General features: G+C 39.6%; 15 protein-coding genes. 2 read left to right on the forward strand and 13 right to left on the reverse strand.

Annotation, left to right across the window (positions count from 1 at the left end; genetic code table 11):
- Positions 1-116: 116 nt before the first annotated feature.
- From BPOF4_RS12225 to BPOF4_RS12255, 7 genes are all read right to left on the reverse strand, one after another.
- A complete protein-coding gene (locus BPOF4_RS12225; protein ID WP_337999202.1) occupies positions 117-2,330 on the reverse strand; it encodes a penicillin-binding protein in 2,214 nt (737 codons plus the stop codon).
- A gap of 71 nt (positions 2,331-2,401) precedes the next feature.
- Positions 2,402-2,755 carry a cell division protein FtsL gene (gene ftsL, locus BPOF4_RS12230; RefSeq protein WP_012959495.1) on the reverse strand — a complete coding sequence of 118 codons (354 nt, stop codon included), beginning with the start codon at positions 2,753-2,755 and terminating at the stop codon, positions 2,402-2,404.
- Positions 2,756-2,767: 12 nt separating this feature from the next.
- Positions 2,768-3,703: a 16S rRNA (cytosine(1402)-N(4))-methyltransferase RsmH gene (rsmH, locus tag BPOF4_RS12235; protein ID WP_012959496.1), complete on the reverse strand. Its 936-nt coding sequence runs from the start codon at positions 3,701-3,703 to the stop codon at positions 2,768-2,770.
- 78 nt (positions 3,704-3,781) lie between these two features.
- Positions 3,782-4,213, reverse strand: coding sequence for a division/cell wall cluster transcriptional repressor MraZ (gene mraZ / locus BPOF4_RS12240; RefSeq protein WP_012959497.1), 432 nt, complete (start codon positions 4,211-4,213; stop codon positions 3,782-3,784).
- Between the two features lie 153 nt (positions 4,214-4,366).
- Positions 4,367-5,986, reverse strand: coding sequence for a bacillithiol biosynthesis cysteine-adding enzyme BshC (bshC, locus tag BPOF4_RS12245; protein WP_012959498.1), 1,620 nt, complete (start codon positions 5,984-5,986; stop codon positions 4,367-4,369).
- 104 nt (positions 5,987-6,090) lie between these two features.
- Positions 6,091-6,477 carry a DUF3397 domain-containing protein gene (locus BPOF4_RS12250; RefSeq protein ID WP_012959499.1) on the reverse strand — a complete coding sequence of 129 codons (387 nt, stop codon included), beginning with the start codon at positions 6,475-6,477 and terminating at the stop codon, positions 6,091-6,093.
- A 17-nt stretch (positions 6,478-6,494) separates the two neighbouring features.
- Positions 6,495-7,409, reverse strand: coding sequence for a 2-dehydropantoate 2-reductase (locus BPOF4_RS12255; protein ID WP_148229525.1), 915 nt, complete (start codon positions 7,407-7,409; stop codon positions 6,495-6,497).
- Between the two features lie 245 nt (positions 7,410-7,654).
- Here BPOF4_RS12255 and BPOF4_RS12260 point away from each other — a divergent pair, with 245 nt between their 5' ends.
- Positions 7,655-8,173: an N-acetyltransferase gene (locus tag BPOF4_RS12260; protein ID WP_012959502.1), complete on the forward strand. Its 519-nt coding sequence runs from the start codon at positions 7,655-7,657 to the stop codon at positions 8,171-8,173.
- Between the two features lie 106 nt (positions 8,174-8,279).
- On the opposite strand, the gene BPOF4_RS22795 is transcribed toward BPOF4_RS12260, so the two are convergent.
- From BPOF4_RS22795 to BPOF4_RS12280, 4 genes are all read right to left on the reverse strand, one after another.
- Positions 8,280-8,861 carry an RsfA family transcriptional regulator gene (locus tag BPOF4_RS22795; RefSeq protein WP_012959503.1) on the reverse strand — a complete coding sequence of 194 codons (582 nt, stop codon included), beginning with the start codon at positions 8,859-8,861 and terminating at the stop codon, positions 8,280-8,282.
- A 243-nt stretch (positions 8,862-9,104) separates the two neighbouring features.
- A complete protein-coding gene (locus BPOF4_RS12270) occupies positions 9,105-9,863 on the reverse strand; it encodes an enoyl-CoA hydratase/isomerase family protein (protein WP_012959504.1) in 759 nt (252 codons plus the stop codon).
- A 114-nt stretch (positions 9,864-9,977) separates the two neighbouring features.
- Positions 9,978-10,151 (reverse strand): 50S ribosomal protein L32, encoded by a 174-nt coding sequence (gene rpmF / locus BPOF4_RS12275; RefSeq protein ID WP_012959505.1) that lies wholly within the window; start codon positions 10,149-10,151, stop codon positions 9,978-9,980.
- 104 nt (positions 10,152-10,255) lie between these two features.
- Entirely contained in the window at positions 10,256-10,774 is a 519-nt protein-coding gene (locus tag BPOF4_RS12280; protein ID WP_012959506.1) for a YceD family protein, read from the reverse strand.
- A gap of 240 nt (positions 10,775-11,014) precedes the next feature.
- Between BPOF4_RS12280 and BPOF4_RS12285 the strand changes: the two genes are divergently transcribed.
- Positions 11,015-12,232, forward strand: a complete 1,218-nt coding sequence (locus BPOF4_RS12285) for a nucleotidyltransferase (RefSeq protein ID WP_012959507.1) — start codon at positions 11,015-11,017, stop codon at positions 12,230-12,232.
- Positions 12,233-12,273: 41 nt separating this feature from the next.
- On the opposite strand, the gene BPOF4_RS12290 is transcribed toward BPOF4_RS12285, so the two are convergent.
- Positions 12,274-13,314, reverse strand: a complete 1,041-nt coding sequence (locus BPOF4_RS12290; RefSeq protein ID WP_012959508.1) for a SepM family pheromone-processing serine protease — start codon at positions 13,312-13,314, stop codon at positions 12,274-12,276.
- Positions 13,292-14,104 (reverse strand): patatin-like phospholipase family protein, encoded by an 813-nt coding sequence (locus tag BPOF4_RS12295; protein ID WP_012959509.1) that lies wholly within the window; start codon positions 14,102-14,104, stop codon positions 13,292-13,294. The genes BPOF4_RS12290 and BPOF4_RS12295 overlap by 23 nt, the downstream gene beginning before the upstream one ends.
- Between the last annotated feature and the right edge of the window lie 69 nt (positions 14,105-14,173).

The following is a 14,173-nucleotide window of genomic DNA, read 5'->3' on the forward strand; positions in this document are numbered from 1 at the left end:
AATGTGACGTAGGCTTGTTCTAACCTATGCTTGGCAGAATGTAATTAGAACATGGGTGCGAGTTCATCTAGCAGTACATATGTTCATTCGCCATCAGAAAAAGCAAATGACCTTTTTTATTCGCCGGCTTGTTGTTCTTCTTCCTCTTGATCGGAATCAACATCCTCGTCTTCCTCGTCTAAGCTATCTTCCATTTCATTTATTTCCTCTAAACTAGCTAACTCAAACACAATATTTTCTCCTGGCGAAATGTCGGTACCAGCTTCGATATTTTGAGTCACCGCAAAGCCGTTTCCAAAAATAGTAGGAGTGACACCAGCTACATTAGCAAACTTCAATAGATCTCTATTGGACCAGCCGCTTACATCCGGCATGGAGAAAGAGTCATTATCAGTTAATAAAAATACTTTCTCGCCTTCTAAAAGAGCATTTCCTCCCTCAGGAGAATGTTCAAGCACTTTTGATCCATTACCTAAAACAACTACCTCAAAGCCCTCTTCTTCTAACTCACTTGTTAAACTCTCTACTTTTTCACCCTTATAATCTCTTGTAACATATCCTTCTTCCGCTTCTTCATTAATTTCCTCAAGAGTAGGCGTAATATTTAAATACTGTAAGCTCTGCTTCATGATCGTGTTAAAAATTTTAGCAGACGGCTCTGAGCCAGACTCAAAGGATTGAAGGTTAGGACGTTCTACAGCAACGTAAACAATTAGTTTCGGATCATCTTTTGGAGCCATTCCAAGAAATGAAAAAATATTCTCTCCGTGTCCTCTAATGTACCCTCTTGCATTTGGGTTAGGAATTTGAGCTGTTCCCGTTTTCCCTGCAACATCAAATCCTTCAATATTGTACGGTCGGCCAGTACCAGAAGATGATGTCACAACTTCACCTAAAATGTCTAACATTTGCTCTGACGTTTCTTTTGAAATAGGATTTCCCACTACTTCTGGTTTTTTCTGTTCTATGACTTCTTGTGTTTCTGAATCTACAATACGGTCAACCACATAGGGTTTCATCATTTCTCCGCCATTAGCTATAGCAGTTGCTGCTTGAATTTGCTGGATAGGCGTGACCGCTGTCCCTTGTCCAAATGCAGTAGCCGCTGCATCGTATCTGCTTTGATTAGCAATTAAACTCGTAGCCTCATTCGGCAGGTCAATCCCAGTAGGCTCATCAAAGCCAAAGCGGTCTAGATATTCATACAATTTCTCAGGTCCAAGGAGATCGAGCGCGATCTTTGTGAAGGCAACATTTGACGAGCGCAGCATCCCTTCATTGTATGTAATTTCGCCCCAGCCTCGTCCTCTGTTATGGTCACTAACTGTGTTAGGGCCAACATTTAATTGACCGGACATGAATGTTTGATCACCGTTATAGACACCCTCTTCAATGGCCGCAGCAAGTGTGAATACTTTCATGGTAGATCCCGGTTCATAATGATTAGAGACCGCATAATTCATATAGTTAGAGATTTCATTATAGCGATTTGGATTAAAGCTCGGTCGATTACTCATCGCTAATATTTCACCAGTTTTAGGATCTGCTACAATAGCAACCATCTTTTCTGGTTCATATTCTTCATCTACTTGAGTCATTACTTGCTCTAATGCCGTTTGTATATTGGAATCAAGTGTTAAATAGACATCATTCCCATTTTTCGGAGGCTTCACATGCCGTTCTGCGTTAGGCAGGGGAACACCTTTTCGATCACTCTGATATTGAACCAGGCCGTCCTCTGCTCTTAAGTAATCGTCTAAGCTTCTCTCAAGTCCCATTCTAGCTGTGGACATATCACTTTCTGTATATCCAAGAACATGTGAAGCATAGGTTTGTTTAGGATAATAGCGTCTAGGCTCTTCGTTAAACATAATACCATCTAAATCTAGCGCTTTAATTTCCTGCATTTCAGAATGGGTGAGATTTCTAGCCCCTGCCCCTAACTCTACTTGAAAGCGACCTTCACTTGATAAAAGCCGCTCAAGTGCAGAAGCTTCCATCGAGATAAAAGGAGCAAGTTTTTCTGCTGTCTCCTTAGGGTCTGATACATGATTTGGGTAATCTGTACTTAAAATCGCAAAGACACTGTAGGAATTCAGCTCCTCGGCAAGAGCGCTTCCTCTTTTGTCATAAATAGTCCCGCGTTTCCCCTCGATTACCTGCTCTTTTGACCAGCGGTCCTCACCCATTGATGCGAGTTCTTGTCCTTTTACTTCTTGTGTCACTTGAATATAAGTGAACCGGCCCAACAAAAGGATAAAAAGGAGGATAAAGGCCCCTAAGACAACTACGGCTCGCACATTTGTTGCCGCACGTTTTATCTCCATCATTCTCACTTCCTATTAGTATAAATATAGTTTTAACTAAATCGATTGTAAAAAAAACTAGTTCAAATAATGAACTAGTTTTGAACGACTTTTACTTTATTATCATCTAATGACATCCCTAGTTCACCAGTTGCGATGTCTAGAATTCGATCAGGTGCACTTAATTCAACAACCTGGAGTGAAAGCCCCTCATTGACTTGAGACTGTTCAGCAATCGTTCCTTGAAGTTGATGAACATCTTTATTTAAGCTGTAAATTGACGCGTAATTATGTAGCATTAATCCAATTAAAGCAAAAGCAATGACCGCCATTGCAGAAGCAATAATCTTTTCTCCTAAGGTAATCTTAGTTCTGCGGCGCTCTACAACCTTTCTAGTTTTCACATCTGTTTGCTGTTGATGCTGAATTTGACGGGCAACCATGCTCATAATAAAACCTCCTTATTTTTGCTTCTCAGCAATCCTTAATTTTGCAGAACGCGCTCTGTTATTAGCTGTTAACTCTTCGTTTCCTGCTACGATCGGCTTTCTTGTAATTAACTTTAATTCAGGCTCGAACCCTTCAGGTATAACCGGCAATCCTGGCGGGAGATCCGGCCCTTTACTTTTCTCTTTAAAAATTTCCTTACATAAACGATCTTCTAGGGAATGAAATGTAATGACACATATTCTTCCTTTTGGATTCGTTATTGTAATTGCATCTTCTAGCGCTTCCTCAAACGAACCGAGCTCGTCGTTAACCGCAATTCTTATTGCTTGAAACGTTCTCTTAGCTGGATGTCCACCTGTTCTTCTTGCCGGAGCAGGTATTGCATCCTTAATGATCTCTACTAATTCTCCTGTTGTTTCAATCGTTTTAATTTCACGTCTAGCCTCGATCTTTCTGGCTATCTGTTTTGCGAATTTTTCTTCACCGTACCTTGAGATTATGGAAACAAGACGATTAAACTCCCATTCATTCACCACTTGATGAGCAGTCAAAGGTGCTGTCTGATCCATTCTCATGTCTAATGCGGCATCCTGATGATAGCTAAAGCCTCGCTCTGCTTCATCTAACTGCGGGGACGATACGCCTAAATCAAATAAGACCCCGTCTACTTTTGAGATACCATGTTTTGCAAGCTCTTCTCTTAAAAAACGGAAATTGCTGCGAATAAGAGTGAACTTTCCCTTATAAGGAGCTAATACTTCCTCTGCATTTGAAAGTGCAGTATCATCTTGGTCAAATGCATATAAATGACCTTCATCATTCAACTGTTCTAAAATGAGCGATGAGTGGCCGGCCCCTCCTAATGTACAATCCACATAAATTCCGTCTGGCTTGATCGCCAGTCCATTTACTGATTCTTCTTTTAATACAGTCACATGGGTGAACATGATATCACCTTCACTTTCTTTCCGATCTTGATGTCCGCCTCTTGATGTCCATAACTTGTTTGATTCTTTTCATTCATTCTATAAATCGAAGTCAATTAAGTTTTCAGCGATCTCCCCAAAAGAGTCATCTGATTCCTCAAAATACTCTTCCCATTTCGCTTTACTCCATACTTCAACGCGATTTGACACCCCAATAATGACGCATTCTTTTTCAAGTTCTGCGTACTCACGCAATGTTTGGGCAATATTTACTCTTCCCTGCTTATCAAGTTCACATTCAGCGGCACCTGAAAAGAAAAATCGAGTAAAAGCTCTAGCATCTTTTTTTGTGAAAGGGAGTGTTTTTAGTTTTTCTTCTAATCGCTTCCATTCATCTAGCGGATAGACAAATAAACACCGATCGAGTCCACGGGTTACTACAAAGGATGATCCTAGCGACTCACGAAACTTCGCTGGTATAATCATTCTTCCTTTTTCATCGACGTTGTGGCGATATTCCCCCATGAACATCTTCCAGTCATCTCCCCCCACTTACTACCCTTAAGTTACCACAACCCTCCACTTTGTACCACTATAAATTAAATTTCGTATAAACAAAAAAAATCCTGCCGCTTGACAGGATTTTTCGTTCTCATTCTTTCGACGGTGTCTTCAAACAGTTTTTTACAAGAAGACAAGCTTATGCGTTGGATTCAATGACAATTTTTGTTTCATTATTCTGCCAATTGCATCATAACCAGCTAAGTTTAGTAAAAGTATGGGATGAATTACGCGTTCTTGCGGTCGTTTTAACGGATAAAGCCAAGAGTCAGCTTCGTCAAATTTCGAAAGCGCCTTACTATGTTTTTGTTCAAGATGAAGTTCTAATTTTCGTTTTATAAAATCAAGTTGATCTAAAATCATTACTTCATTTTTCTGCGAAAGCTTATGAAGGGTGTCATCCATTTCATTTGCTAAGAGTTGGATATCTTTGTGAGCATCGCGTATTGATTGTTCTGCTTTAGTAACAACTTCTTCTATTGGGTAGCTCTCAATCGCATCTAACCATTTCGATTTCATATCCATCGCCTTACCAGTTAGGAGGCTTTCATAGGAATACCCACATTCCTCCACCCACCTTTGCACATGTCTAGGAACAATGGTCATTTGCATTCTAGGAGTGAGAGGCGGCATTTTCAAATTAAAAAGAGTGAAAACAGGCTTTAATGTCGCCCAATAGCGAAGCTCTCCAGGACCAGCAACAAAAGTTAGCACTGGCAAGAGCATCTCTTGCATTAGGGGTCTGGTTACTACGTTGTTACTAAAATGCTCTGGATGTTTGGTTATTAGATCGACGAGTTCACTTTTAGAGAGTTGGATATCTGTTCCCCTCACATAAAAAGAACCGTCTTTATAATCTAATCGTTTACGCTCATTTTTAACAGTATAAAAGAGATGAGCATTTTCCTTGTCAGTTGAGATCGGATCCCCGTACCCTTTTCCGCTAAATCTCTTTTCCCCTTCTGCCTGAGCTTTTTGAAGCTCTTCCACTTGATCAACCATTGCCATAAAATAATCGGTCTCAACTTTTCTTAGGGCAGGGTGATCAGAATCAAGCAATATTAACCCTTCATCTTTAAATAGCCAATTCATTAGTATAGAGAAGAAATCTACAAATGAATGACTATTTTTAAGATATCCTTTTATTTGAGCAATTAAGCCTTCCGTATAGTCCGTTTCCGGCAGTGTTTTAAACACATCATCGAGCCATTTAGATACTTTATCTACAGGTAAATCGGTATTAGATAATGACTGCTTGTTGTCAACGATATCAAGCCCTGCCTTTTTCCACGCGCTGCCGTTATATGTATAAACAAACCTGACTTCCTCTAGGTCGTGATCTTCCCCGGCCACCCAAAAAATAGGTACGACAGGAACATCTAATTCACGCTCTTGTTCCTTAGCAAGTAAAATAATCGTCATTGCTTTATATACCGTGTAAAGAGGACCTGTCAAAAGCCCTGCCTGCTGACCGCCAACTACAGCTACTGTTTGTGGATCTAATAGTTTTTCTATATTTTGTTTCACCGCATCATTGTACGGCAGTTCATTGTGAGTCTGATATAAATGTTCTACTAGTGCATCTCTTGGAAAAGAACGAGCCTTAAGGTCTCGAACGCGTTTTTTAAATCGTTCATTATCTGTTTGAGAATAATCAAAGCAATCCCCTATGCTGGGATGACCTTCTAAGTAATCAAACAAAAACCCTGACTTCGCTGCAATGTCCATTTCTTTAACTTCCATTGAAAAGACATCCCTTCGTTTATGTAATCATCCTTTATAATAGCAAAGTAAAGCACTCACACCAAATTATAAGCTTCAATTTCCAAAAAGAAAAAGACTCATTATTATAAACTATAAATGAGTCTTGTAATTAATCCATATCCACTTAAAACGAGGTACAAAAAGAAGAACAATAAAAAATTAAATCGCCAAATGCCTTTAAACAACTTCCTCACATGGATATCCTCTGCCACTTTCCAATGAATTATGGTAAAGATAAGTGCAACTAAAAAGAATACGGTTAATAATAACCAAAAGAAAGACCTCGACCAGATTTCTAAAATAATAAAATATACAGCGGCTACAAAAAATAACACAGAGACATCTGAAGCAAGACGGATAGCCCTAGATTTGTTCTTTGTCATTTTCACCGTAACAATATAAAAAATATACCACCCCAACAATGGCAGCGTAATTACGGTTGCTAACAGCCATGCAAACGCAGTTGTCATGGTTTTCCTCCTTCCATTTAAACTTCCAACCCTTTAACAGCATGATGGACAAATGTGATGTATGGGTGGGGAACATTATTTTTTCTTGCTTCTTTTATGAGATAGCCAGTGATACTGTCAATTTCAGTTGGAATCCCCTTTAAAAGATCGGTTAACATTGATGACTGATTACTAGCTGTTTTTTCACATACTTGGGCTAACAACGACCACATCTCGTCGTAATCATTTCTATTTAAAATCCTCATTGCTTCATTAAACAGCGGCCTTACAAGATCTTTATAGTATGAATTTTCAAGCAGAACACCATTTTTCACTTTTAAAATAGCGGTTAGCGGATTTATACAAACGTTAATGATTAACTTTGTTTGAAGCATATCTATCCAATCAGTTTCTGCTTTCACCGGAAATCCGATAGAACTAGTATTCTTCCATAATGGGTCTAATTCCTTTTTTGAAAAATTAATAGGTGACCACCTAATTCTGCCGGCACCAGTATGATTCACGCTTGTAAGAGATTTGCGGACAGCCCCATGCTCTACTACTCCAACAGCTGCTTTGAAATCCGTTTGCAATTCATAGATAACGGGTATATGTCCCATACCATTAGATAAAAAAAGGATATGATCGAAGTTAATACGATTGTTTCTTATTATCTCTAAAACAGATGTGATTTGATGCGATTTTACTGCAAGGATAAGACAATCACTTGATTGATCGCCCCACTCATCTAATGGCATTGCATGAAGAGATACTGATTGTTCTTTTTCCTTATGTATAACGGTTATGCCTTTTTCTTTTATCGCTTCAGCTTGTTCTGCTGTACGTGTTAGCAAGCTGATATTCTTGCCAGCTCGCGCTAAATAATAGGAGCAAAGTAACCCTATAGCTCCTCCACCTACTAAATGCACCTTCATTTGTCTCACCTTTTTCATAATTCCTTTCAAATTGTACCATATTCATCCACAATTCAGACACACTTTTATTTTTCTGAATATTATTTCTTTTTATTTAAGGGCCAGAATTTTTAGTTTTTATAACGCTTACATTACATTTTGTAGTAGAATATAAGTAGAAGTTCCATGCATCAACTATATGGTTGGAATCAAAATTTGATTTTGCAGGAAAACATTTTGGTACCGATCAACAACAATGAAGCTTTTCATAAGGAGGAAATGATATGACACACTTTGAAGTTCAACGCTTACTTGTTAATTATAAAACACTTGAGGAATTTAAAAACTTCCGTGAATTTGGAGCAGCAGAGCTTTCGATGAAAGATGATCTTGAAGCCAATATTATTGAAAATGACAGCGAGTCACCTTTTTATGGAATCTATTTTGGCAAGAAGCTCGTAGCACGAATGAGCCTTTATCGTATTGAAGGTAAGTTTGACCGTTATTTTGAGCCTCAACAAGACTACCTTGAATTATGGAAGCTAGAAGTACTAGAGCCATATAGAGGAAAAGGGTATGGTTCGGCTCTTGTTGACTTTGCTAAAAGCTTTAAACTTCCTATTAAAACAAATGCTCGTCAAGGATCAAGCGATTTCTGGGAGCGCATGGGCTTTGAATCATCAACTTACCAACCAAGCCGTGACCGTGGAGAAAGCCCGTTTGTATGGTATCCTTTAGGTGTGCAAGAACAAGTTAGTGCTGCTCCTGAGATGCCAACCATCGAATCTTCTTCATCTATTTAATTGCAAGCGTTTTAATTGCAAGCGTTTTAATTGCAGGCAAATTAATTGATAATGATTCGACCACATCACACTAATCAAAAGAAGCGATCCCCTTGGATCGCTTCTTTTATTTTGTAGACCTGGCCACATTTCTGGGCTCCTGATCATAAAATGAGAGCTGTCTAGCTCGGTCCATGATCCCAATCAAAGCCTTGTAATCCTCAGCAATAATTCTCTTTTCTTTTTCAAGTCTCTCCACTTTTTTAATCAGCTCAGCATTTTCACTTTCTAACCGTTTAATCATCTGTACATTCTCGATACTCTTGTCATTTTGATGGTAAGCCTCAAGGAATGTAATGACTTTTTCCATAGTAAGATCTTTCTCTTCAAGGCTGTGCGGCTCAGCTGCTTGAATAGAATCTCTTATAGCATCAGTACGTATCTCTTCTTCAACACTGGCCTCAAAAGGCTCTGCAGCAACCTTTGCCTTAGAGCGCTGCTTCTTAGCTAAACTAATAGCAGATTCATATTTTTTTCTAATAGCAGAGTTCCAGCGAAACCCGCAAGCGGCACTCGTTCTAGAAAGGCGCTCTCCTACCTCTTCAAAGGCCGCTAATTGAGTGCTGCCCTCCCTAATATGTCGTAGGACAACCTCTGCTAATATTAAATCTTCATCTGTACTCCAAGCATCTTGACGAATAGTTGTCATCAAATACCCTCCTTTACTTTCATTGGTTCATTAATGTTGATTCATTAATGCGTTGATTCATTAATAGACGAACCAATATGTGCAAACCACGGTACGTAAATGATCGTACGCTAACCATAGTGCGCAATCCTTAATTGATAGTATGCAGTTACTAGAGGAGATAGACTTTGTTCTAGTAAGAGATTATGTCCTACTTACATGAACTCTATTCGCCAAGTGCTTAATTATTCTATAACAAACCTATTATGTACGATTTAAAAAAGCATCTACTGCTTGATGATGAGCATCTGTTTCCCATAGTCTCGCACATTCTGCGGTTTCTGCCCGCATTCTGCTTGAAAATGCTTTTCGATCCAGCTTACCTGTAAATCTAGATTTATATGCTTCTAGGACTCCTTTTTCTAACTCAATATATGGAGTGAGCCACTCAAGCACTCCGCTTCTAAAAGGTTCTCCTAAAATAATACCTTGCAGGTAACCAAGCGCTCTCGCTTCATCTGCCTTATATATTTTCGCCGTCATTAACATTTCCATCGCTGCTGGCTGAGAAAGTCTCTCATATAGCATAGACGCACCACCCCATCCTGTCGTAATGCCAAGCTTCCCTTGAATAAAACCAACTTTAACATGAGGAGCAGCTATCCTAATATCACAAGAAGATGCTAATTCACAGCCTCCCCCGACTGCCACACCGTTTAACGCACACACAGTAAGCTTTGGAAAGAAGAAAATTTCTTCTAAGACGTTTCGCATTTTACTTAACATCCCTAAGGCCTCTTCCTCTGTCTTCAGCTTATGGAATACAGAGAGATCCCCGCCTGAACAAAAGGCCGTATTGCCTTCTCCGGTAAAGATGACTACTTTACTATCGTCATCTCGAGCTATTTTGAGTCCTTGCAAGAGCTCATCCATCACTTCTTCATCTATTGCGTTTCTAAGTTCTTCTCTATTCAATATAATCCATGTAACCTCATTCTCTTGTACAATATTTACTTTCTTCACTGTTGATTCCCCCTTCTAAAACATTGATTCGACAAATTCTCATAAATTCCTTTTCATAAAAAAATAAGCAAGGAGCTAAAAGCTCCTTGCTTATACGTTGTTATCACGTCAATATTACTTGCTGATTACGTCTTGGCCTTTGTATGAGCCACACTCTTTACATACGCGGTGAGCAAGTTTTAATTCTCCACACTCAGGGCATTTAGTCATGCCAGGTACTGCTAATTTGTAGTGAGTACGACGCTTATTTTTGCGAGTTTTAGAAGTTCTTCTAAAAGGTACTGCCATCATTCCCACCTCCTTACAGGATTTAAATGATTACTAGTTCATATTAAACGAAAGCTAGCTTGTATGAAATGAAGGGCCGAGCAAATGTCGGTGCTTCGATTTTCTTACTTCTTGTCATCAAAAAATTTCGCTAGATCCGCAAGTCTCGGATCTACTTTCTTTTCTTGATCTTCTTCAGTCACAATTCCCCATCCTTTTCCTGAAGGGGGAGCTTGTGGATCCTCTTGATTTTCAGCATACACTTGAAGCGGAATTTCAAGAAGAATATACTCTTTAATCGCTGGTGTTAAATCTACCAGGTCTCCTGTAATGACGTTCGCTTCTTCATGATCTTCTTTTGAAATGTGATACGCGTTCTCAGGTCGGAACTGCTCAATCACCTTAAGATCTATTGGGAATAAAACATCCACTAATGTTCGTGAACAAGGAAGCGTTAATTCTCCAGTAATATGAAGGCTAAACGTTAAAAGCTGACCTGAATAAGTCAACTCCCCCTGAACTCGAATAGGAGATATGTTGCGAATTTCAGCATTTTGTTCTTTTAAATCTGATAAATCGATCGTTTCATCAAAAATAAAAGGTTTATGCTTAGCAATTTGCAGCTGTTGCAATGTCCATTTCATGATCAATCACCTCTTGGGCAACAAAAGTAATTATAGACTTACGCTATTTGTTTGTCAACCTTTTTTCTTTACACAGTTTTGTCTATAATATAGGCAACAAACCGATAATGTAGTCAAAGAAAACACATAAAAAGATTAAACGAATATTTTTTCGTTTAATCTTCGCAATAAGACATATTGTACCATGTTGTGATAGCTTAGTAAAGAAAGCTGAGTAAGACATTGAAATGAGGGATTTGAATGAAGTCTGTTGGGGTCGTTGTCGAATATAATCCGTTGCATAATGGACATGCCTATCACCTACAAGAAGCTCGCCGGATGAGTCAAGCCGATGTAGTAGTGGCTGTTATGAGCGGGTCCTTTTTGCAAAGAGGGGAGCCTGCTATTATCTCTAAATGGGAGCGTGCTGAAATGGCGCTTCATTCAGGTGTAGATGTAATTGTGGAACTACCGTATGCATACTCTACTCAAAAAGCGCAGACCTTTGCAGAAGGAGCTGTGCGTATTCTTAACCATTTAAAAGTAGACTGTATTAATTTCGGGAGTGAAGTTGGAGAAATCGAGCCTTTCATTCGTCTCGTCTACTTTATGCATACACATAAAGATGCTTGGGATGAATTAGTACGAAATCAACTCCAAGCCGGAGTCAGCTACCCAAGAGCCTGTATGGAAGCGTTTAACAGTCTAGATCAACATGATTCTATTCTGTCACTGAGTGAGCCTAATAACATTCTAGGTTATCATTACACAAAAGCTATCATTGATTCTGACTTCAATATAGAGACACAGACAACTAAAAGGACTAGCGCCAACTACCATGACCCTAAAGTGACCGATCATCCTATCGCCAGTGCAACGAGTATTCGGAAGAAGGTGATGTCAGAAAAAGGTGATTTGACTGGCATCAAACACGTCGTTCCGCATGTAAGCATGAATATATTAGAGCGCTATCAACATCAATACGGAACGTTCCATTCCTGGGATTTATATTTTCCTTTACTCCAGTTTGAAATCGAACGAAGCAGTATCGAACAGCTTCGTGAAATATATGAATGTGAAGAAGGCTTGGAGTACAGACTGAAAGATACAATCAGTAACGCATCAAATTTTAATGAATGGATGGAAGCCTTAAAAACGAAACGTTATACTTGGACAAGACTTCAGAGGCTGTTAACCCACATTCTAACGAATACGACAAAACAAGAAATGAAAGCGATAACGACCGAACCGCTTCCCTATATTCGACTGCTAGGTATGAATCCTAAAGGGAAACAATATGTAAACCTCATAAAAAAAGACTTAGAATGCCCTCTTCTAAGCCGCTTTGCCAAAGCTCGCGGAACGATGGCCGCGCAAGATGATCGTATCGGGAAAATATATGCCTCTCCATTAGCTATGAAAGGGAATATAGCAGCTTTAAAAAGAGACTACACTATGTCGCCTATTATGATTAAGTAAATAAAAAGGACTGCTGGCAAGCGTCAGCAGTCCTCTTCTTGTTATAAAGATTCTAGGAATTCAATGGCTTCTTCAAAACGATTAATTGGAATAATCTCCATGTCGGTCCCAATATCTTCTGCAGCTAATACCGCTTCATTGTAATTTGAATCATCTGCTCCGTCTTCAAACGGTGCCAGAAAATAATCGGCACCTGCTCTATCCGCCGCTACTACTTTTTGGGCAGCTCCGCCGATTCGTCCGACCGTCCCGTCTTCTCTAATAGTTCCAGTACCAGCCACTAAATATCCTTTTGTCAGATTGCCATCTGTTAATTGATCATAAATTTCTAGAGAAAACATTAACCCTGCAGATGGCCCTCCTATTTGGCTTGTATCAATATGTACATCAGGATTAAAAGTAACTTCTCGATCCGTAACGGGGGCTTGTATCCCGATCCCCACTCGATCACTTGGTGCGTTCATCTCTTCAGGGAAGTGTGAAAAACCAACCGTTACCTCCATTAACTCTCCTTCTCTTTCAATCGTAAGAGTTACATTGTCGCCTTTTTCATATCCAGTTAAACGATCAATCAGTTCATCAGCCGTCCGAATACTTTCTCCGTTTACTTGTTGGATACGATCTCCTTGCTCTAATACCTCAATTGCAGGCATTCCTTCAATTAATACAGTGACCAGCACCCCAAAGTATTCATAGCTTACTTCTTTATTTGCTTGTTCATAAGCTACAATTTTTGCTACCTCTTGTGAATCAGTCATCATCATCAGCTGCCTATGTTGATACTCTTCATCTGTTTCATCTTCAAATCGAAGCTGACTCTCTGGATGAAGAATTCGATATGGACTGAACTGAGCCCACGCATAAAAAATAGGGTTTGCCTTTCCCATCCTTATTGTCGTAAGCATAAAAGATCCCCCGGCTTCTTCACTTGCTCCATCTACTGAGATGACATCATCTAATACTAAGGCATCACCAGGCTGAGAATAGTAATACGGCAGGGGCGTAAAATACAACCCTAATAATAAAATGATTAATATCGGCCAGCGCCACTTTATCCAGTTACTCTGTTTTGTCTGCTTCATTCCCGTGCCCCTTCCAGTCGTTTATTATCTGCTTGATCTTGGGCATTTGTTCATAGGCGGCTTCTTCCCCCCGCTCAATTAACTTCTCGACATTAGAAAAATCTAGTGAGCTTGTATGGGTAACAATAGGCCTAATCATAACTGAGCAATCAAGCTCCTTTGGTTTCATCATCTCTCGTGCCATAATATCCATGCTTTGCATAATGACATCATAAACAGAATTAAACTCTAATTCCTGTCTAAAATAGGACACATCAACTGCTATTGTAATATCTGCTCCCATTTCTTTTACCACTGATACAGGGACACGATCAATCACCCCTCCGTCAACGAGCACTTGACCATTGCGCTGCTCTGGTACAAAAATCCCCGGTATCCCAATACTTGCCCTGACAGCCTCGGCTATCGGACCTGTTGTCATGACAACACGTTCTCCCTTTTTCAAATCAGTAGCGATTACAGCAACCGGAATATCCGTATGTTCAAGGTGTTTAGATTTGGCTAATAAACGGATCAGCTCTTTTACGCGGTTACCATTTACAAACCCTAATTTCGGCACAGTAAAGTCAATATAATATTTCCTTCTAAACATGGATGCAAAACGCTCCATTGAAGCCGTTGTTTGTCCAATACCATACAAGCTTGCGACAAGCGACCCCATGCTGCTCCCAGCTAGATAATGAATGGGTATCCTCTCTTTTTCGAATGCTTTTAACACACCAATATGCGCAAATCCTCTTGCTCCTCCTGAACCGAGTGCGAGACCGATTTTAGGACACGACTTCTCCATACTATACCCTCTCCTATCTTACGGCTTCCCCTGTTCATTTTCAATCATATGGTCTAAACCAAGCCTCTA

The organism is Alkalihalophilus pseudofirmus OF4 (assembly GCF_000005825.2).
Classification (GTDB): domain Bacteria; phylum Bacillota; class Bacilli; order Bacillales; family Bacillaceae_D; genus Alkalihalophilus; species Alkalihalophilus pseudofirmus.

Excerpts from the sequence above, each read along its gene's own strand:
- BPOF4_RS12225 (WP_337999202.1), bottom strand. The coding sequence starts at position 2,330 with ATGATGGAGATAAAACGTGCGGCAACAAATGTGCGAGCCGTAGTTGTC.
- ftsL (WP_012959495.1), bottom strand. The coding sequence starts at position 2,755 with ATGAGCATGGTTGCCCGTCAAATTCAGCATCAACAGCAAACAGATGTG.
- rsmH (WP_012959496.1), bottom strand. The coding sequence starts at position 3,703 with ATGTTCACCCATGTGACTGTATTAAAAGAAGAATCAGTAAATGGACTG.
- mraZ (WP_012959497.1), bottom strand. The coding sequence starts at position 4,213 with ATGTTCATGGGGGAATATCGCCACAACGTCGATGAAAAAGGAAGAATG.
- bshC (WP_012959498.1), bottom strand. The coding sequence starts at position 5,986 with ATGGAAGTTAAAGAAATGGACATTGCAGCGAAGTCAGGGTTTTTGTTT.
- BPOF4_RS12250 (WP_012959499.1), bottom strand. The coding sequence starts at position 6,477 with ATGACAACTGCGTTTGCATGGCTGTTAGCAACCGTAATTACGCTGCCA.
- BPOF4_RS12255 (WP_148229525.1), bottom strand. The coding sequence starts at position 7,409 with ATGAAAAAGGTGAGACAAATGAAGGTGCATTTAGTAGGTGGAGGAGCT.
- BPOF4_RS12260 (WP_012959502.1), top strand. The coding sequence starts at position 7,655 with ATGACACACTTTGAAGTTCAACGCTTACTTGTTAATTATAAAACACTT.
- BPOF4_RS22795 (WP_012959503.1), bottom strand. The coding sequence starts at position 8,861 with ATGACAACTATTCGTCAAGATGCTTGGAGTACAGATGAAGATTTAATA.
- rpmF (WP_012959505.1), bottom strand. The coding sequence starts at position 10,151 with ATGGCAGTACCTTTTAGAAGAACTTCTAAAACTCGCAAAAATAAGCGT.
- BPOF4_RS12280 (WP_012959506.1), bottom strand. The coding sequence starts at position 10,774 with ATGAAATGGACATTGCAACAGCTGCAAATTGCTAAGCATAAACCTTTT.
- BPOF4_RS12285 (WP_012959507.1), top strand. The coding sequence starts at position 11,015 with ATGAAGTCTGTTGGGGTCGTTGTCGAATATAATCCGTTGCATAATGGA.
- BPOF4_RS12290 (WP_012959508.1), bottom strand. The coding sequence starts at position 13,314 with ATGAAGCAGACAAAACAGAGTAACTGGATAAAGTGGCGCTGGCCGATA.
- BPOF4_RS12295 (WP_012959509.1), bottom strand. The coding sequence starts at position 14,104 with ATGGAGAAGTCGTGTCCTAAAATCGGTCTCGCACTCGGTTCAGGAGGA.